General features: G+C 37.0%; 24 protein-coding genes. 20 read left to right on the plus strand and 4 right to left on the minus strand.

The genetic code is table 11. The features are described from left to right. Positions 1 to 286: 286 nt before the first annotated feature. A complete protein-coding gene (locus M3182_RS10740) occupies positions 287 to 718 on the minus strand; it encodes a Fur family transcriptional regulator (RefSeq protein WP_432806702.1) in 432 nt (143 codons plus the stop codon). Between the two features lie 260 nt (positions 719 to 978). Here M3182_RS10740 and M3182_RS10745 point away from each other — a divergent pair, with 260 nt between their 5' ends. Continuing rightward, positions 979 to 1,551 carry a shikimate kinase gene (locus tag M3182_RS10745; RefSeq protein WP_251426177.1) on the plus strand — a complete coding sequence of 191 codons (573 nt, stop codon included), beginning with the start codon at positions 979 to 981 and terminating at the stop codon, positions 1,549 to 1,551. 58 nt (positions 1,552 to 1,609) lie between these two features. Further along, positions 1,610 to 2,374 carry a type I 3-dehydroquinate dehydratase gene (aroD, locus tag M3182_RS10750; RefSeq protein ID WP_251425414.1) on the plus strand — a complete coding sequence of 255 codons (765 nt, stop codon included), beginning with the start codon at positions 1,610 to 1,612 and terminating at the stop codon, positions 2,372 to 2,374. Between the two features lie 406 nt (positions 2,375 to 2,780). Here aroD and yfkAB read toward each other — a convergent pair whose 3' ends face one another. Continuing rightward, positions 2,781 to 3,881: a radical SAM/CxCxxxxC motif protein YfkAB gene (yfkAB, locus tag M3182_RS10755; protein ID WP_251558123.1), complete on the minus strand. Its 1,101-nt coding sequence runs from the start codon at positions 3,879 to 3,881 to the stop codon at positions 2,781 to 2,783. A gap of 253 nt (positions 3,882 to 4,134) precedes the next feature. Here yfkAB and M3182_RS10760 point away from each other — a divergent pair, with 253 nt between their 5' ends. The 15 genes from M3182_RS10760 to M3182_RS10830 all read left to right on the plus strand — a co-directional run bounded on the left by M3182_RS10760 (position 4,135) and on the right by M3182_RS10830 (position 23,175). Next, positions 4,135 to 5,157, plus strand: a complete 1,023-nt coding sequence (locus tag M3182_RS10760; RefSeq protein ID WP_251425417.1) for an STAS domain-containing protein — start codon at positions 4,135 to 4,137, stop codon at positions 5,155 to 5,157. Positions 5,158 to 5,181: 24 nt separating this feature from the next. Beyond that, a complete protein-coding gene (locus M3182_RS10765; RefSeq protein ID WP_251425420.1) occupies positions 5,182 to 6,024 on the plus strand; it encodes an STAS domain-containing protein in 843 nt (280 codons plus the stop codon). Between the two features lie 100 nt (positions 6,025 to 6,124). Further along, a complete protein-coding gene (locus M3182_RS10770; protein ID WP_251425422.1) occupies positions 6,125 to 7,453 on the plus strand; it encodes an MFS transporter in 1,329 nt (442 codons plus the stop codon). Between the two features lie 135 nt (positions 7,454 to 7,588). Further along, positions 7,589 to 9,049, plus strand: coding sequence for an alanine/glycine:cation symporter family protein (locus M3182_RS10775; RefSeq protein WP_251425425.1), 1,461 nt, complete (start codon positions 7,589 to 7,591; stop codon positions 9,047 to 9,049). Positions 9,050 to 9,266: 217 nt separating this feature from the next. Next, complete coding sequence (locus M3182_RS10780) at positions 9,267 to 9,827, plus strand: M15 family metallopeptidase (RefSeq protein ID WP_251425428.1); 561 nt, start codon at positions 9,267 to 9,269, stop codon at positions 9,825 to 9,827. A 618-nt stretch (positions 9,828 to 10,445) separates the two neighbouring features. After that, a complete protein-coding gene (locus M3182_RS10785) occupies positions 10,446 to 11,255 on the plus strand; it encodes a cyanophycinase (protein ID WP_251425431.1) in 810 nt (269 codons plus the stop codon). Between the two features lie 2 nt (positions 11,256 to 11,257). Further along, a complete protein-coding gene (cphA, locus tag M3182_RS10790; protein ID WP_251425434.1) occupies positions 11,258 to 13,876 on the plus strand; it encodes a cyanophycin synthetase in 2,619 nt (872 codons plus the stop codon). A gap of 155 nt (positions 13,877 to 14,031) precedes the next feature. Next, the gene (locus tag M3182_RS10795) at positions 14,032 to 14,751 is read left to right on the plus strand and encodes a protein-glutamine gamma-glutamyltransferase (protein WP_251558050.1); all 720 of its coding nucleotides are present in this window, start codon (positions 14,032 to 14,034) and stop codon (positions 14,749 to 14,751) included. Between the two features lie 411 nt (positions 14,752 to 15,162). Beyond that, on the plus strand, positions 15,163 to 15,270 hold the full coding sequence (locus tag M3182_RS10800; RefSeq protein WP_251425440.1) for a YjcZ family sporulation protein: 108 nt from the start codon (positions 15,163 to 15,165) through the stop codon (positions 15,268 to 15,270). Positions 15,271 to 15,487: 217 nt separating this feature from the next. Next, complete coding sequence (locus tag M3182_RS10805) at positions 15,488 to 16,675, plus strand: alanyl-tRNA editing protein (RefSeq protein ID WP_251558052.1); 1,188 nt, start codon at positions 15,488 to 15,490, stop codon at positions 16,673 to 16,675. A 321-nt stretch (positions 16,676 to 16,996) separates the two neighbouring features. Further along, entirely contained in the window at positions 16,997 to 18,574 is a 1,578-nt protein-coding gene (locus M3182_RS10810) for a peptide chain release factor 3 (RefSeq protein WP_251425446.1), read from the plus strand. A 372-nt stretch (positions 18,575 to 18,946) separates the two neighbouring features. Further along, positions 18,947 to 20,344: a Na+/H+ antiporter NhaC gene (gene nhaC / locus M3182_RS10815; protein ID WP_251425449.1), complete on the plus strand. Its 1,398-nt coding sequence runs from the start codon at positions 18,947 to 18,949 to the stop codon at positions 20,342 to 20,344. Positions 20,345 to 20,514: 170 nt separating this feature from the next. After that, complete coding sequence (locus tag M3182_RS10820; RefSeq protein ID WP_251425452.1) at positions 20,515 to 20,982, plus strand: hypothetical protein; 468 nt, start codon at positions 20,515 to 20,517, stop codon at positions 20,980 to 20,982. Between the two features lie 301 nt (positions 20,983 to 21,283). Then, positions 21,284 to 22,039, plus strand: a complete 756-nt coding sequence (gene sigI, locus M3182_RS10825; RefSeq protein WP_251425455.1) for an RNA polymerase sigma factor SigI — start codon at positions 21,284 to 21,286, stop codon at positions 22,037 to 22,039. After that, the gene (locus M3182_RS10830) at positions 22,036 to 23,175 is read left to right on the plus strand and encodes an anti-sigma-I factor RsgI family protein (RefSeq protein WP_251558054.1); all 1,140 of its coding nucleotides are present in this window, start codon (positions 22,036 to 22,038) and stop codon (positions 23,173 to 23,175) included. The genes sigI and M3182_RS10830 overlap by 4 nt, the downstream gene beginning before the upstream one ends. A 59-nt stretch (positions 23,176 to 23,234) precedes the next feature. Here the strand turns inward: M3182_RS10830 and M3182_RS10835 are convergent, their stop codons facing one another. Continuing rightward, positions 23,235 to 23,441, minus strand: a complete 207-nt coding sequence (locus M3182_RS10835) for an alpha/beta-type small acid-soluble spore protein (protein ID WP_251558056.1) — start codon at positions 23,439 to 23,441, stop codon at positions 23,235 to 23,237. A gap of 208 nt (positions 23,442 to 23,649) precedes the next feature. On the opposite strand from M3182_RS10835, the gene M3182_RS10840 reads away from it, so the two are divergent. After that, a complete protein-coding gene (locus tag M3182_RS10840) occupies positions 23,650 to 25,008 on the plus strand; it encodes a TrkH family potassium uptake protein (protein WP_251425464.1) in 1,359 nt (452 codons plus the stop codon). An 89-nt stretch (positions 25,009 to 25,097) separates the two neighbouring features. Here M3182_RS10840 and M3182_RS10845 read toward each other — a convergent pair whose 3' ends face one another. Next, positions 25,098 to 25,445 (minus strand): DUF3905 domain-containing protein, encoded by a 348-nt coding sequence (locus tag M3182_RS10845; RefSeq protein ID WP_251425467.1) that lies wholly within the window; start codon positions 25,443 to 25,445, stop codon positions 25,098 to 25,100. Positions 25,446 to 25,594: 149 nt separating this feature from the next. Between M3182_RS10845 and M3182_RS10850 the strand changes: the two genes are divergently transcribed. Next, positions 25,595 to 25,756, plus strand: a complete 162-nt coding sequence (locus M3182_RS10850; RefSeq protein ID WP_251558058.1) for a protein YkzP — start codon at positions 25,595 to 25,597, stop codon at positions 25,754 to 25,756. Then, a complete protein-coding gene (locus M3182_RS26135; RefSeq protein WP_285867741.1) occupies positions 25,756 to 25,887 on the plus strand; it encodes a hypothetical protein in 132 nt (43 codons plus the stop codon). The genes M3182_RS10850 and M3182_RS26135 overlap by 1 nt, the downstream gene beginning before the upstream one ends. Positions 25,888 to 25,900 lie beyond the last annotated feature (13 nt).

Raw genomic sequence — 25,900 nt, forward strand, 5'->3', positions numbered from 1 at the left:
CCTTTTTTCTTATCTCAGTTGGAGAGCTCCAGTCCATACGCCGTTGAGCAGGGCCCTTACGCTTTTCAAGAGTGTCTAGCTCCAGCGGCTAACTCCTCGGGATGGCTTATGCCTGTCGGAGTTGAGCAAGCCGCTTCCGTTTTTCTATTTTAAGACACGATGGATTTTATTGCTTTTAGTTTTAATCCACAATTACAGAGAATGCTGTGTTTTAATTGTTTGATTTCTGTTTGACATTTTGGGCAAATTTGTTTTTCACGGGTCACAAAGTTCACCCTTTCGTTGTTTATTTGTTAGTAGCGACTGCTTTTGAATCATTTTTTTTATTTTGGCAGGATGAACAGACTCCATAAACTTCAAAATGATGATGGTGTATATCATAGTTGGTTAGTTTTGAGGCAATTTGTTCAACCTCTATTAAATCCGGATATTTAAAATCGACTATTTTCCCGCATGCTTCGCATATTACATGATAATGTTTGGAATGGTTAAATTCGTACTTACTTAACCCATTTCCATAAGGTAATTCATTTAGAATTCCAAGCTTCACGAACAATTTAAGATTGTTGTATATGGTTGTTAAACTCGTAAAAGAAATTGATTGATGGATATCTTCAGCTGTTGGATGTCCATCTAAGGATAAAATGGTTTCTAAGATTAACAATCTTTGTGGGGTAATGCGAAGGCCGCGTTCTTTTAAATAGGGGATTAATTCCATGGTTTTAGTATCGTCCAAGATAACCATCCCTTTATTGTTTTTTTAGGGAGGCAAAAGAATAGCCGTGATAAGGATTATCGATTAAATAGTTGAGAATAAAATTTTTATTGAGAATAAAAAGTGCGGATTCTTTTGCCTAGCCTTTATATTATTAATAATATTGTTAAGTTAATGATATCACACTCTAAATAAAAATCAATACTAAATTATAATTATTATAAACAAATAGCGAGTTTACGTTGGAAATGTTTTCATCTATAATGCTGATAAGAGGAGGGAGCAGACTGGTGAACCAACAGATACCATTAAAGGAAAAAAGCATCGTATTTATCGGTTTTATGGGTGTCGGAAAGACTACCATTGGAAAATTAGTAGCTAAGAAGCTTTATCGTGATTTTATTGATATAGATGAGGAAATTGAAAAAGAGTTTCAAATGCCAGTTTCTCAAATATTTAATGAAATTGGAGAGAGCGCTTTTCGCCAAAAAGAAAAAGATATAATCATTAATATGTGTAGGAAGAGACTTCAGGTTATCTCTGTAGGAGGAGGTGCATTTCTCCAAGAAGAGGTCCAAAAAGAATGCTTGTCTTCATGCATCGTGTTTTTTCTCGATCTTTCATGGGAGTCATGGAAAGAACGTATTAGCATGATTATTGACAGTAGACCTGTTTTGCAGGGAAAAACGATTGAGGAAATAGAGGAACTTTTTTATAAAAGGCAAAAAATATATTCAAACCACCATTCAAAGGTACATACGGATCATCAGGAAATTGAAGAAATAGCTGATTATATTGTGGAATCTTTGAAGTTAGCTTGGGAATTGTACGGTTGAGGATTCTGTTAAAAGTAATCCCTTAATCTATTTAAAGTCAAAGGTTTGGTGAATAAGCATGAAGAAAACGTTGGCTGTGAAAGGAATAACAATTGGGGAAGGTCGACCAAAGGTTTGTGTCCCTATGATTGGAAGTACATATGAAGAACTAATGAAAGAAGCGGAACGCTTAAGTACATTAGACATAGATCTAGTAGAGTGGCGTGTAGACTTTTTTGAATCAGTAAATGACATTGAGCAAGTAATACAAACGTTGACAAAATTGCGTTCTATTTTGGCTGAAGTTCCTGTCATTTTCACCTTTCGAACGGCTAGAGAAGGTGGCGAAAGGGAAATAGCTGAAGATGAATATTCTATCCTGTATGAAGCCATTATGGATTCTGGCTTAGTAGATATTGTTGATATAGAGTTGTTTTTAATAGAGGACCAGGTAAAGGAATTAATTGAATTTGCTCATGCTAGGTCAATCTATGTCATTTTGTCCAATCATGACTTTGAGAAAACTCCTACGAAAACGGAAATCATTACTAGATTACAAAAAGCACAAGAATTAGGGGCTGACATACCAAAAATCGCGGTAATGCCTATACAGACAGCTGATGTTTTGACTCTTTTAGAGGCATCCTTGGAAATGGTGGAACAGTATGCCGATAGACCAATTATTACGATGTCTATGTCAGGTATAGGAATGATTAGTCGTTTAGTAGGGGAAACATTTGGCTCGGCCATCACTTTCGGTACTACTGGGAAAGAATCTGCTCCAGGCCAAATTGCTGTAGAACATCTAAGAACTTTTCTTGATGTACTCCATAAGGGGTTATAATTTAAGGCTCTTTTCTCGAACTTGGTTGCTTTTCAAGATGAAATGAAGAGAAATCACTTTGTTTTCACTGGAAAAGCCTTTTTTAGATTAGGAGAAAAAGGCCAGCAGAATTAGTACAAACACACAAAATGGCTGATTCTCCGTTAAAATCGGCTTTAAGATTTTAACAACAATCGTTACGAAAACAGCTAATTAAATAAAGAATTGTACTAATTTACTGTACTTTCAGGCTGTCGAAAATCGACAGACTCTTACTTTTCGACTTAACAATTTACAGCGCTAAGTTGCCATAATTTTAATAAAAGTTAGTTAGTCTAGGGAATGCAGAGAAAATCTTTTATAAAATTGCCGAGAAAAATAGCTTTCTCGGCAATCTTGCGGTCCTTTTTCACTTACTCTTTTTGCGTTAGGCTTGTATTTTGGCACGCTGTTTACGGAAGTCAGTTGTCTGATAATACGTATCTTTTACGAGGACATTTGGACCAAGGCATTTTACTTCCGGGCAATGACAACTAAGCGATTTTGCTAGGGACGTTCTGCTCCATGATTCATAAATATCCTCAAGGCGATGTGTTTGAATATTCCCAAGTGGTGGGGTATCCCCGAAATCTGTTACAATGACATCCCCTGTGAAAATATTGATGTTTAATCTTGAGCGGCCATCGGGATCATTTCGAATGGTTACATTTTTTTCAGTATATAAACGTTTTAAAAGTGCTAAATCTTCCGGATTTCCACTACAAGCATAAAATGGCAATGTTCCAAACAGCATCCAAATATCTGGATTACGGATAGTTAACAAATGATTGATCGCCGTTCGAATCTCATCAAGTGTTAGAGATTGTAGGGATGAAGCAAAATCTGAAGGATACATCGGATGAATTTCATGTCGCTTACAGCCCATTTCTTCTGTTATTTGCTTATGAATCTTTTCTAAGTATGGAAATGTTCGTTTATTGAGCATCGTTTCTGCGGAGACAAGAACATTGCTTTTAGATATTGCTTTACTATTGTCAATCATTCGCTTAAATAACGACTCGCGTTGTTGAATGGATGGTTTTCTCTTCATCATTGCAAAACCTGCTTCGATAAACTCATCTTCCGTTCCCCAATTATGAGAGATATGAAGTACATCTAAATACGGAAGAATCTGTTCATATCGCTCAATATCAAGGGTTAGATTTGAGTTAATCTGCGTATATACTCCTCGTTCGTGTGCATATTTAAGCAGCGGAAGGACATATGTTTTTAGAGAAGATAAAGATAGCATGGGTTCTCCACCTGTTATGCTTAGGGAACGGAGTGTCGGAATTTCCTCTAATCGATCAAGTAACAGTTTTAAAGGTAAAGCATCAGGGTCTTTAGGGCTCAATGTATAACCAACTGCACAATGTTCGCAGCGCATATTACATAAGTTAGTTGTCGTTACTTCAATGTTTGATAGAGTAGGTTTATGATACTGCTCCATATCCATGTATGCTTCCCAAGGGTCAAAGGTGGGACTCATTGATTTTTTTATTGATAGTGCCAAACAAGAACACTCCTTTTAATTTTTAATCCAGAATGAAACAAAGAATAAGATTGGTTTTGCTCACTTTATTTAACCACTTTTTTCAATGATGTAAAGAAAATATTCTCATATTCTATCAAAAGGGTATAAATGGACAGCACAAGATGAAGACTGTAAACTTATCTTGGAAATGATTCAAAAAATACATAAAGACTACTATACATCATTCTATACTTTAGGGGGTTACAAAATGAGTGATTCTTCCAATTCAAATATTAGTGTAGGTGGTCTTAAGTTCGGCTGGAACCTAAGTCAGGGGCAGTTTCTATTCGAAGAGGAAGATGCCGTCCTTTTTTGGATTTCTTCAGCGATGAAAACATTTTTTGATACGATTGAAGAGATTTCTGGGGAGGAAGCCACAAACTTAGTGCTTGAAACGACAGGTTTCCGTCAAGGGTTGGTTGTCGGAGAGTATTTCAAAGGAAAGAATATTCGTTTAACAGAAGTTTTAGACTTGATTCCAAACACTTATGCATCTGCCGGATGGGGTTCATGTTTTATTAAGGAAGTTGATGAACCAAAACGAATGCTTCAAGTTGAATTAAGGAATAGTTGGGAATACAAAATCAATAAGGCGCAAGGAAAAAAAACAGCCGGAAAGTTCTTACCTGCACACTATGCTGGGATTCTTTCGGGTTTATTTGGTGAGAATATTTGGTTTCGTATTATAAGCAGTCAGTTGGAAGGGAACGAAAACGATACAATTGAATACTTTCCATCAGATATGACGGTTACGAAAAATATTCATAAAGCAATTCGACTAAAAGAATCTAATGAAATTTGTCGTCTTGAAAGGATGGTTGAAAAGAAAACGAGTGAACTCAAAAGTTTGGTTAGAGAATTATCTTCTCCAATTATTCCTGTATTAGAAGGAATTGTAGTGGTGCCCTTAGTTGGTCGATATGATAACAGTCGGTCCGATGATATGATTGAAAAGACACTTAACAGTTTACCAAAGCATCAAGCACGTTATTTAATTGTGGATCTGACAGCATTACATATTGATGAAGAGAATTATACTGCCCATATGATTGAAAAGCTAGGAGCAGCTTCCACGTTAATTGGTACGAAAATGATTCTTGTAGGTATTTCAGCTGAATTAAGTGTATTAATGACCCAATCAGGATTTAACTTTGCAGGTTATCAGTGTTTTCAAACTTTGCAGCATGGAATCTATCATGCATTAGCTCAAGATGGCCATCAAATTATATAAGACTAATCTAAGGGAGGGGAGATTATGCATAGAAACCAGGATTTATATCAGTTTCTTTTAAAGAGAACCAAGGATTTGACAGAAAATTGGTATGAGAATCTAGATAAAAATGACCCCACAGGTATTTATGCCTCAACTAACCCAGCGGTCATTACTCGAGTGAAGGATCAGAATAATGAATTTCATAAGCACTTTATTGAAATTTTCACGAAAGAACAGAACGTGTTTACGGTAGAATTTAATCAATGGATTCATGGGGTTGCGAGTGATCAACAACATTTAGAAACTCCGTTGCACTATATTATTCGTGAATTTATGAGAACGAGAAGCCAATACTTAGAGCTAATAGATGTATTTAGACAAGAGTTCCCCGACAAAGTTGCTGAAGGTCAAATAAAGCGATGGAGAACAATTATCATTGAAACGATTGATGAAGTGATTATAAAATTCACAGAAGAAACTCATAAATACGCCAATTATCAATTACAAGCTCAACAGGAAATGATCAATGAGCTTAGTTCACCAGTTATATCTATTTCGGATAAAATTGCCCTTTTACCGTTGGTTGGTGATATTGACACAAAAAGAGCTAAAATCGTGATAGAAAATACTTTGTCCCAATGTGCAGAAAGAAGAGTAGAACACCTTTGCATTGATTTATCTGGTGTGGTCATAATTGATACGATGGTAGCGCAACAGCTTTTTCAGTTGATTAATGCATTAAAGCTAATTGGAGTAAAAACAACACTTTCTGGGATTCGGCCGGAAATTGCTTCAACAGCCGTTAAGCTTGGTTTGTCGATGGAAAATATCGATACGAAAGCAACCCTTGCACAAGCTTTAGAACTAAACTTTATAAAGAATTAAGTCAGAAGTCAGATGATTCTTATAGATCATCTGACTTCTTTTATTTGAATAGAAACAGCTTTTAAGCAAAAACTATCCATGATGAAATGGAGGTTTTTTTGTGAATCAGACAAATTATTGGAATCCGAATGACCTGACTTTCTGGGAGGCAAAAGGGAAGCGGGTTGCAAATCGGAATTTATGGATATCAATTGCCAACTTGATGATTGCTTTTAGTGTTTGGCAAATTTGGTCAATGCTTTCGCTCCAACTGATTGATGCCGGCTTTCCTTATACAACCGAACAAGTTTATAATCTAGCAGCTATCCCTGCTCTAACAGGGGCAGTTGTCCGTTTTTTTTACTCGATAGGCGTAACCTATTTTGGAGGAAGGACATGGACATTTTTATCTTCATTAATCTTGTTAGTCCCTGTTCTTGGTGTCGGATGGGCACTGACAAATACGGATACACCTTATATAGTAATGATAATTTTAGCTGCGCTCTGTGGCCTTGGTGGAGGAAATTTTGCTTCATCGATGGCGGCAATTGGACATTTTTTTCCAAAAACACTTCAAGGGTCTGCACTTGGAATCAATGGGGGACTAGGAAATTTAGGTGTAAGTCTTGCGCAATTTCTAATCCCTATAGTGATTGTTTTTCCGATATTTGGAGCACTTGGAGGAGAGCCGCAGACAATTGAAACTTCAAATGGAGTTACGCAAGTGTGGTTACAAAATGGAGCATTGATTTGGGCAATACCGATAGTCATTTTCTCTTTCCTTGCCTTATTTGGAATGGATAATTTGCCTTTAGAGAAACCAAAATTATCAAGTCAATTACAAGTCTTTCGCAGAAAGCATATGTACCTAATTACAATCTTATATATTATGTCGTTTGGTTCTTTTATCGGTTATTCTGCAGCCTTTCCACTTCTATTAAAAGGGGAATTCCCACATATTAATACTGTCCAACTCGTTTTTATCGGTCCATTGTTAGGAGCAATTGGTCGGCCGGTGGGGGGATATTTAGCGGATAAATTCGGTGGAGCAAAGGTCTCATTAATAGATGTGGGAATTATGATACTTGGGGTTCTAGGAGTAATCTTCTTTATCCAAGAATTGACTAATAGCTTTATTGGCTTTTTTCTTTCATTTTTATTGTTATTTGCTGCTGGTGGAATTGCCAATGGGTCAATTTTTACGATGTTCCCCCTAATTTTTGGCCCAGTTGAGTCTCCTGCGGCGATCGGCCTCGCTTCTGCTATTGGTGCTTTTGGAGGTTTTTTTATTCCAAGTCTATTCGGGTGGTCCATTGATGCTACAGGTAGCGTTGGCTTTGCATTAACGATATTTATTGGTTATTATATCCTCTGTGCTGGAATCATTTGGTTTTATTACACCCGTAAGAAAGCAGAAATTCCAATTGATCAGTTAACCAAAAAAAATTAGCCTAATTCAAATGATTTAGGCTAATTTTTTTTGGGAATTAAAACTTCTCCCTTCGAAAAGCATTGTAATAAAGTGTACTTTTACATATAATTCAAAATAGAAAGAAAATTTGTAAAAGCTAAGGGGGGATTGGCTTTGGAAGCTTTTGTAAACAGTTTGAATAATGTTTTATGGAGTACACCGGTCATTTATATTTGTCTTGCGATAGGGTTATTATTTTCAGTTTTAACTAGGTTCTTACAAGTTAGGTATATTAAAGAAATGGTAAGGCTAATGTTTCAAGGAAAAAGCTCGGAGGCAGGTGTGTCCTCATTTCAAGCATTATCGTTAGCTCTTTCCGGACGTGTAGGTACAGGAAACATCGCTGGAACAGCTACCGCGATTGCTATGGGAGGCCCGGGGGCTGTTTTTTGGATGTGGATGATCGCTTTTATTGGAGCAGGAAGTGCCTTCGTTGAATCTACATTAGGTCAAATTTATAAGGTCAAACAGGACGGGGTTTATCGCGGAGGACCGGCGTATTATATTGAAAAGGGGATTGGGATAAAGTGGTTCGCGGTTCTGTTTGCGGTTGCTGCCTTGTTAGCAATGAGTTTGTTAATGCCTGGGATTCAGTCTAATTCAATTGCCTTAGGGTTAGAAAATGCATTTGGAATTAGTCCCACTGTTACTGGAATCATTTTAGTCGTTTTATTAGGATTAATCATTTTTGGTGGGGTAAAACGTATCGCTAATGTAGCTATGTTTGCGGTTCCATTTATGGCAATTGGTTATATATTAGTTGCCTTAATTATTATTGCAATGAATATTACTGAGCTACCTTCAGTAATTTCGTTAATTTTTTCAAGTGCTTTCGGTGCAGATTCAATTTTTGGTGGGATCCTTGGTAGTGCGATTGCTTGGGGGGTAAAACGGGGGATTTATTCCAATGAAGCAGGTCAGGGAACAGGGCCGCATGCAGCAGCTGCCGCAGAAGTTTCTCACCCGGCAAAACAAGGGTTGGTTCAGGCATTCTCTGTATACATCGATACATTATTTGTCTGTTCCGCTACAGCGTTTATGATTCTCTTTACAGGAGCCTTTAACGTTTATGGATCAGATGGTGAGACACCAATAGTCGAGAACCTTTCTGGTGTGGAAGCTGGTCCAGGTTATACTCAGGCGGCTGTAGAATCAGCGATTCCAGGGTTTGGAGCAGGTTTTGTTGCCATTTCACTCTTATTCTTTGCTTTTACAACCATCATGGCATATTACTATATCGCTGAAACGAATATTGCTTTTTTAACTCGAGGAAGAAATAGTAAACCAGCTATGTTTATTTTAAAGATTGTCATACTAGCAGCTACATTCTATGGAGCTATCCGAACAGCAAGTCTTGCTTGGGCATTAGGAGATGTAGGCCTTGGATTAATGGTTTGGTTAAACTTAATCGCTATCGTAATCCTTGCAAAGCCGGCGCTGATTGCGCTTAAAGATTATGAAGAACAAAAAAGACAAGGACTTGACCCAGTATTCAATTCTACTAAGTTAGGGATAAAAAATGCAGAATATTGGGAAGACGGTTATAAAACTGAGAAAGATAAAGAAGTTTCTTAAGGGAATGCAGCAGCTAGGATTGAATCCTAGCTGTTGTTTTTTTGTTCAAACTTTAATATTGAACAAAGTGCTTCAGTTACTTACTGAGTAAACCAACCTATGGCTACCTGAAAATGTACTTTAATCAAAACAAAGCCTCCAACACAATAAAAACTTGAAACCTTTTTTTACTGCAAACGTTTATATAGATAGATAAGGTAGAAAGAGGATTAGATTAATGAAATTACGTGGGAATTTAATGATTACGGTTTTACTAGCCATCGTGATCCTCATTTTATATATTCGGACAATTGGGAGTAGCTCAGTGACTCAAACTCAAGAACTACCAGAAGATTTACATCCGGAACTTGCCTATCAAGCTGATATTCTAATCGGGAAAGCTGCAGAAAATGGGATTCAAGTTGTGATTACGGATGGCTTCAGAAGTTTTCAGGAACAAGAAAACCTATATGCTAAAGGGAGAACAGTTGCTGGAAACGTTGTTACGAATGCTAATGCGGGTGAATCGTATCATAATTTTGGATTAGCCATAGACTTTGCACTGAAAACCCCCGATGGCAAGATTATTTGGGACATGAAATATGATGGAAATAAGAATAATCAGGCAGATTGGATGGAAGTCGTTGCGGTTGCCAAGGAATTAGGGTTTGAATGGGGCGGAGACTGGATAGGGTTTAAGGATTATCCACATTTACAAATGGATTTCGGATTATCTATTCGCGAGTTACAAAAAGGGAAGAGGCCAGACGAGTCATTATTAACGGTGGAGAGTCAATAAGTAAAGGAGACATTTATCCTGTCTCCCTTTTTTCTGTCTTCCATCGATAAATCTCTGAGTATTTTTAGGTACATAGTTGTTGTTGAAATCCCAAATTCGACTTTAACGCAATAGTAGTGATTTCGTACGTTTAAATTAAATTTGCAAGCTTTTCTCTCGTAAATAAGCTATTTTTTAGGATTACATTGCTCATTCATCCGAATTGATCTTCAAAAGAAACAAAGTATAAGAACTATGACAAATACACCTCCATATCCTGCACTTAAAATAACAATTTTCCTCTTAATCCTATTCTCAATAGTAAATATCATATTCTGAAATGAAAGAGATAGTACAATGCAAAACACAATATCGCGAAAGAGAAAATTGTTACGATTTGATGAAGAAGGTATTTAAAAGTTAGGATACGAATTTTTCATGTTGGTTGTTAGGCTATTGTAAAAATACTTAACAGTTGTTTGGTAAAAAAAGCCTTGTATAAAAGCATTCAATTTATGGAACAAAAGAAATACGAATGAAAACAAGCCTAGTTTGGGTAACCTGTTATAGGAGCAAATTTTGGAAAGATGGAGGGCCTTTTAAAAATTATCTTAATTTAAGAAAGGTGAAGAATTAAACATGAGTCCAGGCAGATTGCTGATTATCGGAGGCAATGAAGAAAAATGTAAAACGGGTGAAATTCTTCACGCCTTTTTAGAACTATCAAAGGAAAGGCAAGGTGCGATTGGAATTTTACCTACTGCCTCTAGCATTCCGGATGAGATAACTAAAGGATATATGGAAGTCTTTGAAAATCAGGGGGTAAAGGATATCGAGGTTATTGACGTCGATTCACGCCAAAAAGCAGATGACCCAGCGATTCTAGAGACGGTTTCCAACCTTGGGTCATTGTTTATCACAGGTGGGGATCAGAAAAGATTGTCTGATTGTATTCGCAATACAAAACTTCATACCCTTCTATTGAATAAGTGGCAATCAGGATTGTTAATCGGTGGAACAAGTGCCGGGGCAACGATTATGGGAGAAGAAATGATTATTTATTCCGAGATGAAAAATAATGAAGAAGAACGACTGTTAATTGAGATGGGAAAAGGGTTTGGTTTTGAAAAAAAACTTCTAATAGATCAACATTTTTCACAGCGAGCGCGTTTTGGACGATTAATTACGGCAATTGCTGAGAATAATGATTTAGTTGGGATTGGCATCGATGAAAATACAGCCATTCTGGTTGAGGGAGACCAATTCGAGGTAATTGGTGAGCATCAAGTTTTTGTGATTGATGGCAAGAACGGAAGTCTTGTGGATTTTGTAAGGTCTGAAAATGGGGGCGAAGAGTTAACCATTACAGACTTTAAACTTCATGCTCTGACAGATGGGTATTGTTTTAATTTATCCTCCCGGAAAATCATGAAAAGGAAAGAGGCATAGTAATGAAGATCATCCGAGTAAGACATTTGAAGGGTCCAAATTACTTTAGTTATAAACCAATGATGTGGATTGAATTAGATATCGAGGAGTATGAATTTCAGCCATCTAATCAAATTGATGGCTTTCCTAAAGAGTTAATTCATCTACTTCCGGGACTGAAAAAGCATACATGTTCTACAGGTTATGAGGGAGGCTTTGTAGAGCGGCTAGAGGAAGGGACTTGGATGGGCCATATCCTTGAACATATGGCTATCGAGCTACAAATCATGGCAGGAATTGATGTTAAACATGGTAAAACCATCACAAGTAGACAAAAGGGAATATATTATGTCGCTTATGAGTATAAGGAAGTTGAATCCGGTTTTTACGCTTTTAAAGCTGCTTTAGAAGTGGTTGATAAACTACTTAAGGGTGAAAAGAATCTATTGATTGAGTCCTATGTAAAAAAGGTATCCTCTTTGTATTACGAAAATAAACTAGGACCAAGCACCGAAGCGATTATGAAAGCAGCCCAATCGATGAGAATTCCAGTTGAACGTGTCGGAGAACATAGCTTTCTTCGTCTAGGACATGGTTCAAAACAAAAACATGTACAAGCGACAATTACCAGTCAAACTTCTTGTTTAGCAGTTGAAACAGCTTGCGATAAACAAGCAACAAAGGACCTGTTAGCTAGTTGTGGTCTACCTGTTCCACAGGGGGAAGTAGTCCAAACTAAAAAAGAAATCTTTTTAGCTGCGGACAAGCTTAAATTTCCTCTTGTCATTAAGCCGTTAAACGGACGACAAGGTCAGGGAGTTATTACGAATATTAAAGACAAAGATGAGTTGTTTAATGTGGTCAATTGTATGGATAATCATGTGAAAGAGTTTATTTTAGAAAGATATTATGAAGGACATGATTATCGTCTTGTTATTATAGACGGAACATTGGTTGCAGCCAGTCTAAGGCTTCCTCCTTTTGTGATTGGCAATGGACAAGATTCTATCCGCAGATTGATAGAGATTGAGAACGCCAATCCCTTACGTGGTGACGGGCATGAAAAGCCAATGACCAAAATACCTTTTAACTATACTGTTACCTGCTTTCTTGAGAAATTTGGATTAACTTTAGACTCAATTCCTCAAAAAGGTCAAATTGTCCAAGTTGTCGGCAATGCCAATTTATCCACCGGAGGACAGGCCATTGATGTTACGGATGAGGTACACCCAACCGTAAGAGAGATAGCAGAAAGTGCCGCAAAGGCAATTAACTTAGATATTGCAGGTGTTGACTTTATTAGTCGCGATATCAGTAAGCCATTTGATGCTAAAACGTCTGCGATTATAGAGGTGAACGCTGCACCAGGAATAAGAATGCATCATTTTCCAAGTAAAGGGAAAAGCAGGGATGTAGGAAAAGCCGTTGTAGAGTATTTGTTTAAGAGTCGTTCAGAAGCAACAATCCCGATTATTTCAGTTACAGGGACAAATGGAAAAACGACCACTACGAGAATGATAAAATACTTTCTGGAAAAAGAAGACTTTACCGTAGGGATGACGAATTCAGATGGGGTGTATATTGGAGAACGTTGCATTGAAGAAGGGGATTGTAGCGGCCCCATTAGTGCGCGAAGCGTCCTGAGCAATCCGCAAGTTGATGCTGCGGTATTAGAGACAGCTAGGGGAGGAATTCTTCGCGAAGGTCTAGCTTTTCGTTATTGTGATGTTGGGGTTGTAACAAATGTAGCGGAAGACCACTTAGGTCTCGACGGAATTGAAGAATTTGATCAATTAGTAAAATTAAAACGGCTCATTCCAGAGGTCGTAATAGAAGGCGGTTATTGCATTTTAAATGCTGATGATTCAGATGTGGCAAACATGGCTTCCTATACAAAAGGAGAGGTTATTTTCACATCTCTAAGTGAGCAAAATCCTTTGATACAAGATAAAATAAAGGAACAAGGAAAGGCTTGGTTTCTTCACAGCGATGGTTGGATTTATTACCTCCAAAATGGAAAACGAATCCGCTTTCTGCCTGTAAAAGATGTCCCAATTTCTTTTGGAGGATCAGCGAAACATAACGTCATGAATTTATTACAGGCGCTCGCATCAGCCTATTCCCAAGGGATTGATATTGAGATTTTAAAAGAGAAAGCAATATCATTTAATCCCGATTTTCACCATTCAAAGGGAAGATTTAACAAACTTGATATTGATGGTAGACAAATTATTATCGATTATGCCCACAATTGTGCTGGACTTAAAGCTGTTTTTGAAGCCGTGGAGGCAATGAAAACAGGAAGGGTCATAACGGTTCTCTCAGCACCTGGTGACCGGCTCGATTCTGATATTATTCAACTAAGTGAAATTACAGCTAACAGTACCGATATAATGATTATTAAAGAAGATGCTGAGTTAAGGGGAAGAAAAACACTCGAAGTTCCAAATATGATGAAAAATGTAGCCCTAAAACGGTTAGCACCAGGATACATTCATGTTATCCCTAAAGAAGTTGAGGCATTTACAAAGGCCTGGGAACTATCAAAAGCAGGTGATTTGTTGTTACTCGTATATGAGGATTTCTCTAAGGTAAAAGAATTTATTGAGAATTGTGTTCATGAGTCAAAGGTAGATAAATAAATTTTTTTCTAATTACTCAATCCGAAGAGGATTGAGTTTTTTCTTCTGAAAAAGCAAAACCGGTCATAACATGGGGTTAATGAAGGATTTTCTTATTACTATGGTTGTATCAATGGCTAGTTAAAATAGAGCCTAATGAAGAAAAGGAGGCCATAATGATAAGCATCTCAACCCCAAATCCTGGGATAGCTGAGCAAAGTCTACATGGGGTAAAAAGGGAAATTTATTTAAAACTGCAAGCAGCTCGGGAGTCATTTGTCTATAGTTCCCATAGAGAACTTGAGTTTGAATTATCGTTACGAGCGAATACAATTCAGGCTGCACTCGACCTTAATAAAAGTGGAGCTATTTTCACTTCCTTTCAATATTCAACTTTTAACTCAGCGTTTTGGGTAAGAAGTAGGAGTGGATACCTACTTAGACCAGACGTGCTGCCATCCCAAGCGATTCGTGATCTTTTTCAGAATGGGAAAATGTACGGTTTTGAGTGTTCAACCGCTATGGTGATTGTTTTCTATAAAGCAGTCCTTGATTCGATTCGTGAATCCCATTTTAATTACCTATTTAATAACTTGCTTGTTTGGAATTGGAATAACGACCCTGATATGGAAATTATAACCAGAGTTGGGAGTGAGTTTATTCCTGGTGATGTGATTTATTTTAATAACCCGGACTTTCGAGAACCAATATGGCGAGGGGCGAATGCGGTAGTTCTTGGAGGGAATCAGTATTATGCCCATGGAATTGGAATTAAAACAGTGGAAGACATGATCGCAGCCCTAAATACTTTGAGAAAAGAAAACGCAACACAATCTGCTTATATGCTAAATCAACATAGTAGGCTGAATGTCCGATATTTATACCGCTTTTCATGAACGCGGATGAATGAAGTTTTGCTAAATGGAACAAGTTGATTGGATTCTGAGCGTATTACAAAGTTTTGATAGCATCAGAAATAAGGGCTCTTTTCTCAAACAATGTTGCTTTTCTAAAGAAAGAATGATTTAGCTATGATTCCATTCTAAATTCGTTTATAAGAGGAGAAAAGAGCTTACAGACTAAGCAGTATCGCAGAGAAAAGCTTACTTCTAGTTAAAATCGGCTTTAGGATTCTAACAACAAACTTTACGATAACAGCCTAAATAAAAAGGCCCCATACGCAGCAGTTGTCAGGTCAAAATGTAAGTATGTACTAAAGATTGGGCACAATTTTTTTCCTCATTTCATTGCACAAAATGCCTAGCTTGAATAGGATATAGTGAAAATGAAAAAGGAGGTAGTTATGAATGTCTGACGTACGCGGTGGATATGGGGCAGGATTTGCCTTAATCGTTGTTCTGTTCATTCTGTTGATTATAATTGGAGCTTCTTGGGGATACGGCGGATTTTATTAAGAACATCTAGGTTAAAATAAAACTGGTAAACATATAAGTTGCTATAGAAACATATTGCTATGGAACATATCCGTGCGTAGCAACTAACAGGAAGTGCCCAATCAGCGGGCACTTTTTTAGATTTAACTCCTAAGTTGTTACCTATCTAGAAGCGATGTAGTCTCTATAATATTAGTGGTATACTGGAAAATAAAATAGACACGGAGGCATTGGAAGAGTGGAAAAATTGTATTATCATGATCCATACATAAAATCCTTTTCGACCGAGGTGGTTGAGCAACGAAAGGAAAATGGTGAAACATATTTGATTTTAAAAGAAACAGCTTTTTATCCTACTGGCGGTGGACAACCTCACGACACTGGATTGATTAACGGTATTAAGGTAAAAAATGTCGAGGAAGTAGATGGAGAAATTCGCCATTATTTAGAACAGTCACTCTCCAAAGATATTGTTAAGGTTGACTGTGAGTTGGATTGGGAACGAAGGCAAGACCACATGCAACAACACTCCGGTCAGCATATATTATCAGCAGCTTTTGAAGAAATCTATGGTTATAGGACCGTTTCTTTTCACTTAGGGAAAGAGACATCTACGATTGATTTAGATATTGAAGAGCTGCCAAGCATGGAGGTGTTAAAAGTAGAAGAAAAAGCAAACCAGATTGTTATGGAAGCTAGAAAAATTGAAACCATTTGGGTGAAACCGGAGGAATTAAGTCAATATCGATTACGAAAAGAAGTTTCCGTAACGGAAAACATTCGACTTGTGATTATTCCGGACTATGATTATAACGGGTGCGGTGGAACTCATCCCCGAACAACTGCCGAGACGGGCTTCATTAAAATTCTCGGTTGGGAAAGACAGCGAAAGAAAATCCGTGTAGAGTTTATATGTGGAAATAGAGTTCTGGCTCAACTACAAAAAAAACACTCAATCCTTCACAGTATGACGGGTTGTCTTAACGCTCCTGAGGAAGATTTATTGAGTGCGGTGGACCGATTACTGGATAGAAATAAAGCACTTAATCAATTACTCGATGAATCCAAAGATACTATTTTGCAATACGAAGCAAAGGATCTTATAAAGTATGATTCTGAAGGGTGTATAACTGCTGTTTTTCAAAATCGAACAATTAAGGAACTTCAAAAGCTTGCCCGTTTAGCAACACAGCTAGCTGAAACGAAAGTCATTGTCCTAATTGCGGAAAATGATAGTCAGTTGCAGCTCGTTTGTGCTAGAGGCCAAAAGGCACAACAAAATATGAGAGATTTGTTGAATGAACTCCTTCCTCTTATAAATGGAAAAGGAGGGGGAAGCCCTAGCTTCGCTCAAGGCGGTGGTGAAAGCTTGGTTAGAGGAGAGCAGCTTGTTCGTTTTATAAAGGACAAGTACAATGTTTCTTAATGGAAGTTTTCATAAAGGTGTTGTTAAAATCCTAAGCTGATTTTAACGCAAATAGTAGCGATTTCCTAAGTTTGAATTAAGTTTTCATCCTCTTTTCTCATAAAATGTAGCTAATTTTTTGAATAATCTAGCTTGGTTAGATGTGTTTTCTGTTCGAGAGCAACAAAGTTTGATATAAGAGCCTTCTAGTAGAGATTGATTTTAGTTGGGAATGAAAAGCAGATTGCAAACTCACCTCTTAGAATATATGATAAAATTTATGAAGATTTTTTTGTTTAAAAAACGCTTTTTGTTTAGGCGTTTTATAGAAAGGATAGATATATGAAAAATTTAAAGGATCAAGTTTCATCTAGAAGAACGTTTGCGATTATTTCCCACCCTGATGCAGGGAAAACGACGTTAACGGAAAAATTGCTCTTATTCGGTGGTGCAATACGTGATGCGGGAACTGTTAAAGGGAAGAAGACAGGAAAGTTTGCAACGAGTGATTGGATGGAGATTGAGAAGCAACGTGGGATTTCCGTTACGTCTAGTGTGATGCAATTCGATTATGATGGATTCCGAGTGAATATTCTTGATACACCAGGTCACCAGGACTTTAGTGAGGATACGTATCGAACCCTAACGGCTGTTGATAGTGCAGTAATGATTATTGATTCAGCGAAAGGGATTGAAGAGCAAACATTAAAATTATTTAAGGTTTGTCGAATGAGAGGAATCCCAATTTTTACGTTCATTAATAAGCTTGATCGAGAAGGAAAAATGCCTCTCGAATTATTGGCTGAACTTGAGGAAGTGCTGGGGATTGAATCTTATCCGATGAATTGGCCAATTGGGATGGGAAAACAATTTTTAGGAATTTATGACCGCCATCATAAACGGATTGAACAATTTAGGGTTGATGAGAAGGACAAATTTATCGATCTTAATGAAGATGGAGAAATTCCAGGAGACCATAAGTTAAAGGAAACCTCACTTTACGAACAAACGCTTGAAGAAATCATGTTACTAGATGAGGCTGGCAACGAGTTTTCGGAAGAAAGGATTCGTGATGGTAAATTAATCCCAGTTTTCTTTGGGAGTGCGTTAGCAAACTTCGGCGTGCAAACATTTCTTGAATCCTATTTGGAATTTGCGCCAATGCCGCAACCAAGAAATTCGACAACAGGGGAAATTGACCCAATGTCTGAAGAATTCTCTGGATTTATTTTTAAAATCCAAGCGAACATGAACCCTGCCCACAGGGATCGTATCGCCTTTTTACGGATTTGTTCAGGAAAATTTGATCGAGGTATGACAGTTACGCTTCCACGCACAGGAAAAACAATGAAAATTGCTCAATCCACCCAATTTATGGCAGATGACCGCAGTACAGTTGAAGAGGCTGTTGCCGGTGACATCATTGGATTATATGATCCGGGTACTTACCAAATTGGAGACACGATTCTTTCGGGAAAAGAAGTCTTCCAGTATGAGGGATTACCACAATTTACACCCGAAATCTTTGTTAGAGTTACGGCTAAAAATGTTATGAAACAAAAACATTTTCATAAGGGAATTCAGCAATTGGTTCAAGAAGGAGCGATTCAATTATTTAAAACCGTTAAAACAGAGGAGTATCTATTAGGAGCTGTAGGTCAGCTTCAATTTGAAGTTTTCGAACATAGAATGCGGAATGAGTACAATGTTGAAGTGATTATAGAAGGATTAGGCTCTAAAATTGCCCGCTGGATTGAAAATGAGGAAATCGACGAAAATCTTTCTAACTCAAGAAGTCTACTCGTTCACGACCGATATGGTCAGAAAGTATTCTTATTTGAAAACGATTTTGCTTTACGTTGGTTCCAAGATAAAAATCCTGATGTTCGGTTATATAACCCTATGGACATGAATCAATAAGTCAAGTATCCCAAATTAATGAGCTTGCTATCTATAGCAGCTCTTTTTTTTTAGGCTCTTTTCTCAAAAGTGAACTAGGTTATGCAAAAAAATAGCCTCATTTAAGAGAAGCTTGCTAACTTAATTTTCACTTTGAAAAAGTGATGATTACTGCGTTAAAATTGACAATAGGATTTTAACGAAAATGATTTAAAAAAACAGCATTACTTTAGAAGAAAGCGATAAATGATTTTTACTTTGAAATTTTCCAGTTCCAGAATCAACTGCTTTTATTTTCTAATTGACAAAGCGAGGATTGATAAATATATTATTACTATAATACTTTTGTGCATAAAAGCGTTTAAGTGTAAAAGTAGGGGCGGAGGAGAGAATATGCAGCAAATGTCAAGGAGCCAGGTCGTTAGTCCGATTGAGGCAATCATCATGATTCTCCTATTATTAAGTGGAATTGGTTTCGGAATTATTAAGTTACAACTTGTTCCGCATGTTCCTGTCATTCTAGCTATATTATTTTTATTGAGCTATGGAATCGTAAAAAAGATAAAGGTGAAAGATCTGGAAACAGCCCTAGTTGAAGGGGCAAAATCTGGTGTAGGAGCTGTCCTAATTTTCTTGTTTATAGGAGTATTAATTAGTAGTTGGATGGTAGGCGGTACAATTCCCACATTTATTTATTTAGCATTAGAATTGATCTCTGGTAAATGGTTTTATGCTATTGTGTTTGTGTTAACAGCATGTATTGGATTAGGGATCGGGAGTTCTTTAACAACTGCTGCTACGGTGGGTGTTGCCTTTATTAGTATTGCAGATGTATTTGGGTTATCCAGTGCCATTACAGCAGGAGCAATCGTCTCGGGGGCTTTCCTAGGTGATAAAATGTCCCCTTTATCAGACACCACTACTCTTGCAGCAGCTACTGTTAAGGTCGATTTATTCGAGCATATTAAAAATATGACTTGGACAACTGTTCCGGCATTTATTCTATCGTTTCTGTTGTTTCTTATGCTTTCACCATCAGATATAGCAGGGAATTTCGGACAAGTAATAATGATACAAGAGGAATTACGTTACCTGAACTTAGTCCATTGGTATTCTCTTATTCCCTTTTTTGTCTTAGCAGTCCTTGCGTTCAAAAAAGTGCCGTCCGTGATTACACTTGGTAGCAGTTCTTTAACAGCTTTAGGAATTAGTCTGTTGATTACCGATAAAGAGAGCTGGGCAGAAATACCGTCAATTTTGTACTCAGGTTTTAAAGTTGATACAGAAATGGAAGTTGTTCACTCCTTATTATCGCGGGGTGGGGTTGAAAGTATGTTTTTTTCCATTTCCCTTGTATTGCTCGCATTGTCGATGGGAGGAATATTGTCACGAATTGGAATACTGTCCGTTTTCTTTTCTTTGTTTATTAAAGGCACAGCAAAGGTCTCGGTATTAATTACATCGACTGTTGCTACTGCACTGGGTATAAACATTTTAGTAGGGGAACAATACTTATCAATCATCATGACCGGTAATTTATTTGAGCCTTATTATCAAAAAGCTGGATTACATCCGAAGAATCTTTCTCGCGCGTTAGAGGATGCTGGCACAGTCATTAATCCACTCGTACCATGGGGAGTATGTGGAGTATTTCTAACAGGGGTATTGGGAGTTCAAACGATTGAATATGCTATGTTTGCTTTCTTCTGTATCTTATCTCCAATTCTAACGATTGTTGCCGGTTGGACAAAAATTTCTATAAAAATGATTGAACAAAAAGCGGCTGCATAGGCAGTACGCTTTTTCTTTTTCTTTACCAGTTAAATGGTAATATTTTTATCCTTTAAGGACAGAATATGGAGGCAGAGAACTCCATTCATTTATCATGGTAAATCTCCCCCGTGGTGGAAGTTCCTTTCCCGAAAAAAATCATTAATGTAATAAAGGAATGACAACATTCTATGAAGCGATTGAGCAAACTTGAAGGTATTCTTTGGTCCGTTGCCCTACCTGGATTTCCACAGCTATTAACTGGACAATTTCTTAAGGGGGCGTTATTAGTAATATTGGAATTTGTCATTAATGTAAACAGCAATTTTAATCAAGCGATTATGTATAGTTTTTTATGGGAAATTGATAAAGCTTTTAAAGTTGTTGATTATCAATGGTTGATGTTTTATCCCTGCGTTTATATGTTTTCAATGTGGGATGCTTACCGTCATGCTCTAGATGAGAAAGTAAAAAGAAGTTACCTCCCCTTTGTATTTGGTGCGTATATGGTGACGGTTGGTTTAATGCTTTCCCCAAAATTAAAAATTTTCGGTATTTCATTGGGCCCTGTTTTTTGGCCAATGCTTTTTCTATTGCCAGGTCTCTTAATTGGGTTTGTAATTAGAATCATTATGAATCATATCTCTAAAGAAAAGTAGGAATTAATTTTAAATAGAAATGACCCCCATAATTGATTAAATTAAATCGTAATTCTTTATTGTCAAAAACTTATCTCCCTAATGAAAGATACAGCTCAAGTATTAGTAAGTTGAATACTTAGCCGTATTTTTCTGCGTCGTCTTTTCCTACACAAGAATTCTCAAAAATAATGAATCTTAAGGATTAGATAAATCTAATAGTTTTTTGGATTCAAATTATTAGTTATTAAAGATGTTTCACTTTCTTCTTACTCAAAATATCAAATTGACACTTTATGATATAATTTTGAGGGGGAGAGAGGTGAGGCCAATGCTAAGTTTATTGTTTTTATCAAAAAGAAAGCCAAAAACGATTGAAGAAAAAATAACTCTAATTCAACAGGGTGACCAGAAGTTACGCGATGAATTGATCCATGACTACAAACCCTTTATAGCTAAATCAGTTTCTTCTGTTTGTAAACGGTACATCAATGAGTCGGACGATGAATTTAGCATTGGACTTATTGCTTTTAACGAAGCGATTCAAAAGTTTTCAACTGAAAGAGGAAGTTCTCTGCTTAGCTTTGCTGATGTATTAATTAAACGGAGAGTTATTGATTATATCCGCCAACAATCACGGGCGGTGACTATCTCTATGGATTTTGAAAGCGAGTTTCAGGACGAGGAGCATTCAAGATCAAGTATTGAAGATGAGCTTTCAATTGAGGAGTTTCGAAGAAAAAACGAAGAGCAGCTAAGAAAAGAAGAAATCATTCAGTTCCAAAAGATTCTTGAAGATTTCGGTCTTTCTTTTAATGAAATTGTTGACCAAGCTCCTAAACATGCAGATGCACGAAAGAATGCAATTGAAGTAGCAAAACTATTAATTGAAAATGAAGAACTTAAAAAACAGCTTCTTGAAAAGAAACGTTTGCCGATAAAGCAATTAGAAAAAATGGTTCATTTAAGTCGAAAAACAATTGAGCGAAATCGGAAATATATCATCGCAATCGCTATTGTTTTTATGGGCGACTTTGTTTATTTAAAAGATTATCTAAAAGGAGTGCTGGAGGGATGAAAAAGGGTGTAGTTTTAGAAATCAACCATCACTATGTAACGGTGTTGACGCCTGAAGGTGATTTTATCAGAACCCGCAAGCTTCCTCAAAACTATCATGTAGGAGAGGAAATCTATTTTTATCCCGCTGAGTTTAGTCAAGAACCTAGATTTAATTTCCTGGCTAAGGTAAAAAATTTCAAGGTCGTTGCGATTCTTCCAGCTGTTTTAATACTAGGCATTTTCTTCCTACCATTCTATAGTCAGCAGCAAGTCTCAGCTTATATGTCAATTGATGTAAATCCTAGTATAGAATTAGGTCTAAATGATGAGTTAGAGGTTGTCGGGATTGAGGCCTATAATGAAGAAGGTCAAAAAATCATCGGAAAGCTGACAGAATGGAAATGGGAAGATGTTATTGTCGTAACAAATATGATTCTTGCAGAAATTGAAAAGCAAGGCTTTCTACAAGAGCAGCATGAAGTAGTCATTTCGACTACCAATAAGAAAGATGAGGAATTTGAAACCGTGTTAGAAGAAACGGTTTCGGAGGTTGCTCAACAAGCGGCGGTTGAAGAAGAACTGGATGTGACGGTGGTAACGGCTACAGAAGAGGAAAGACAAAATGCTGTTGAATTAGGAATAACTCCTGGTTTATATAAACAACAAAATCATTCAGTTAAACAAGGCATTCATGTTAAGGAGAAACTAAGTAATAAACCTGTTCAACAATCTCAGCCTCCAAGTGACAACCAAAAACAAAACACGGACGAAAAGGTTGATAAACTAAAGCCAAAACAGCAAACTGAAGTTCAACAGAAAGTTTCAAGCCCTACCATTCCGAAAAATGGGAATACAAACAAAGATAATAAAGAAACAAAAGCTAATTATGGACAGGAGAAGAAACAGCAGAATATAGATATACAAGAAAAGGCACAAAAGAACAATGGGAAGAATCAAGGTAATAGTGAAAACGCGCAAAAGAATCATAGGAAGAAAGAGGAACACAAAGTAAACAATCAAAACAATAACAAAAGTCCTAAAGAAAAGGTCAATCAAAATAGAGGCAATCAGGATCAAAACGGAAACTCTCGAAACAAGAATGACCAAATTAAACGTGTCAATGGAAACGACAAAGGAAATCAGCGTTTTCAATAGATGAAAAAAGTCCGGGAAGGTACCGGACTTTTTTTTATCCAATTTTATTAAATTATTTCTTAGAATTGGTTTTGATTTCTGCCTGTCAGCTCAGCTTGTGCTTGTTGTACTAAACGCTTAGTGATTTCTCCTCCAACCGACCCGTTTGAACGAGAAACTGTATTGGCACCTAATTGCACCCCGAATTCTTGGGCGATTTCATATTTAACTTGATCTAAGAATTGTTCCACTCCTGGAACAAGTAGTTTGTTTGAATTGTTAGCCATAATTGTCAACTCCTTGGTGAGTTTGCAGGATTTTATCTGCATTCTTATGTTTAACTTTTCTTGGGGAAATATGCGTCCAAACTTAATTTGGACAAAATAAATAAATGTTGGATAACCTACAATTAAGTGGTATTTATAAATCCTTCGTTTACTTCTGCTTTGCCCTTTGGTATTTTATATTACAGGACTTAATTGAGAGGAAAATAAAATGTATACCAATCTTAGAAAAAAAACCAATTCACTAACACCAGCTCAGATGATCGTTGTTTATTACTTTATTGCGGTGTTTGTATCGGTGTTATTGCTTAGTCTTCCAGTCTCAATAAAACCTGGAGTAGATTATACATTTATGGATGCCTTATTTGTTGCAGTTAGTGCTGTAAGTGTCACTGGGCTTACCACTGTAAGTATTAGTGAGACCTATACCGTCACTGGGAGTTATATTCTGTTGTTTATCTTTCAGTTTGGTGGAGTAGGGATTATGGCACTGGGAACCTTTTTTTGGTTGATCATTGGGAAAAAAATTGGGCTTAAAGAACGAAGATTGATAATGGCTGATCAGAATCAAACTGGTTTATCAGGGATGGTCAAGATGTTAAAGGGAATACTCCTGATTATTATGGTCATTGAATTATTCGGTGCACTACTCTTAGGTATTCACTTTCATCAGTATTTTCCTACTTGGAAAGAAGCCTTTATCCATGGTTTATTTGCCTCTGTTAGTGCAACAACGAATGCAGGATTTGATATAACAGGGAATTCGATGCTCCCTTATGCCAATGACTATTTTGTGCAACTCGTCACCGTTGTTTTGATGGTCTTAGGGGCAATTGGCTTCCCGGTTCTAGTTGAAATAAAGGAATTCTTTATTCAAAGAAAAAACAATAAACGGTTATTTCGATTTTCCTTATTTACAAAAATAACAAGTGTTACGTTCTTCGCTTTGTTATTGTTTGGAACAGTCATAATTTTGGCCTTAGAGTATAATCATTTTTTCGCCGATAAAACATGGCATCAGTCTTTTTTCTACGCCTTTTTTCAATCTGCGGCAACTAGAAGTGGGGGACTCACCACAATGGATGTCAACGATTTTACTGAGACCACTTTGTTAGTGATGTCGTCTTTGATGTTTATTGGTGCATCACCTAGTTCAGTAGGTGGAGGGATTCGTACAACCACTTTTGCGTTAAATTTATTATTTCTTTATCATTATGCTCGCGGAAATCGAACCATTAAAATTTTTAAACGTGAGCTAATGGAAGAGGATATCATTAAATCCTTGGTTGTAACAACACTAGCAATTGTGATGTGTTTTACAGCGACAGTTATTTTGAGAGTGACTGAAGACCATGATTTAATTGCCATCATATTTGAAGTTGCATCAGCTTTTGGTACTTGCGGATTGTCCATGGGGATTACATCCGAACTAAGCACGATTGGAAAATTTGTGATTATTGTTATAATGTTTATCGGTCGAATTGGATTGGTAATTTTCCTATTTTTCATTGGTGGCAAAGGAGACAAAACACAATTTCACTATCCAAAGGAAAAGGTTATTATTGGGTAATGACAAACGCTGTTCAACAAGAACAGCGTTTTTGTTGTTTGTTCGTTTATAATTACGACCTTCCTAATATACCTAAACGAATCCTTCGTTTAATCTTTTCCTTTACTGACATCGATTGTCGGATGCATAAACGGATAGGCTTGAGGAGCGCGTTTTTCTTCTAATATTTCTTGATTCTCTGTTGTATTCCATCCAATGTCATTTGTAGGGTGTACCCATTCATCGCCTGACATAATTGCTGGGTCAGTATCTTCACTCCAGTTTTCCAGCGGAGAGTTTTGAGAAGAATAATGACTATCTCCGATTACTACACCATGCTTATTTCTAAATGTCGGTTGAATGTTCATGCCAGTGCCTTTAAAACTCGGGGCACTAATCTGGTGAGGGAGTGTATTATCGATATCAAGCCTTTTTGAATTATTTTGATTTTTCTTCATCAAATTCACATCCTTTTGGGTTAGTTTTTGTTGACTGTGTTGTTTTATGAAAATGAATGAACAGTAAAAATAGGAAGCAAACTACATACATAGTCAACCTAAAAACCGAAGAACATAATAATGTTTTAAATTTGGGGAGGTGGCTTAAGATGGCAAAGCGTAAAGCCGAAAGAAATGCAGTTGAAAAATATTCAAAAACACCACATCGCAACATGCATGAATCAGAATTCTCTGCTGAGTTTTCCCATGGAGAAGATGCTGGTAAATTTGCAAACCGCAATTCAAAGCAGGGTAGAGAGGGGAGAGCTTAATGAGCAGGAAGAAGCAAGTCGTGCGTAAGGAAACAGCGAATGTTGAATTTGGTGTTGAATTCGGTGACTTGAATGCTTCAAAAATGTTTGAAAGACCTTTTCCTAAAAAGAAAACAAAAGATAAAAAATAAAAATAAGCCGGCA

Source organism: Mesobacillus maritimus (assembly GCF_023715205.1).
Lineage (GTDB): Bacteria > Bacillota > Bacilli > Bacillales > Cytobacillaceae > Mesobacillus_B > Mesobacillus_B maritimus_C.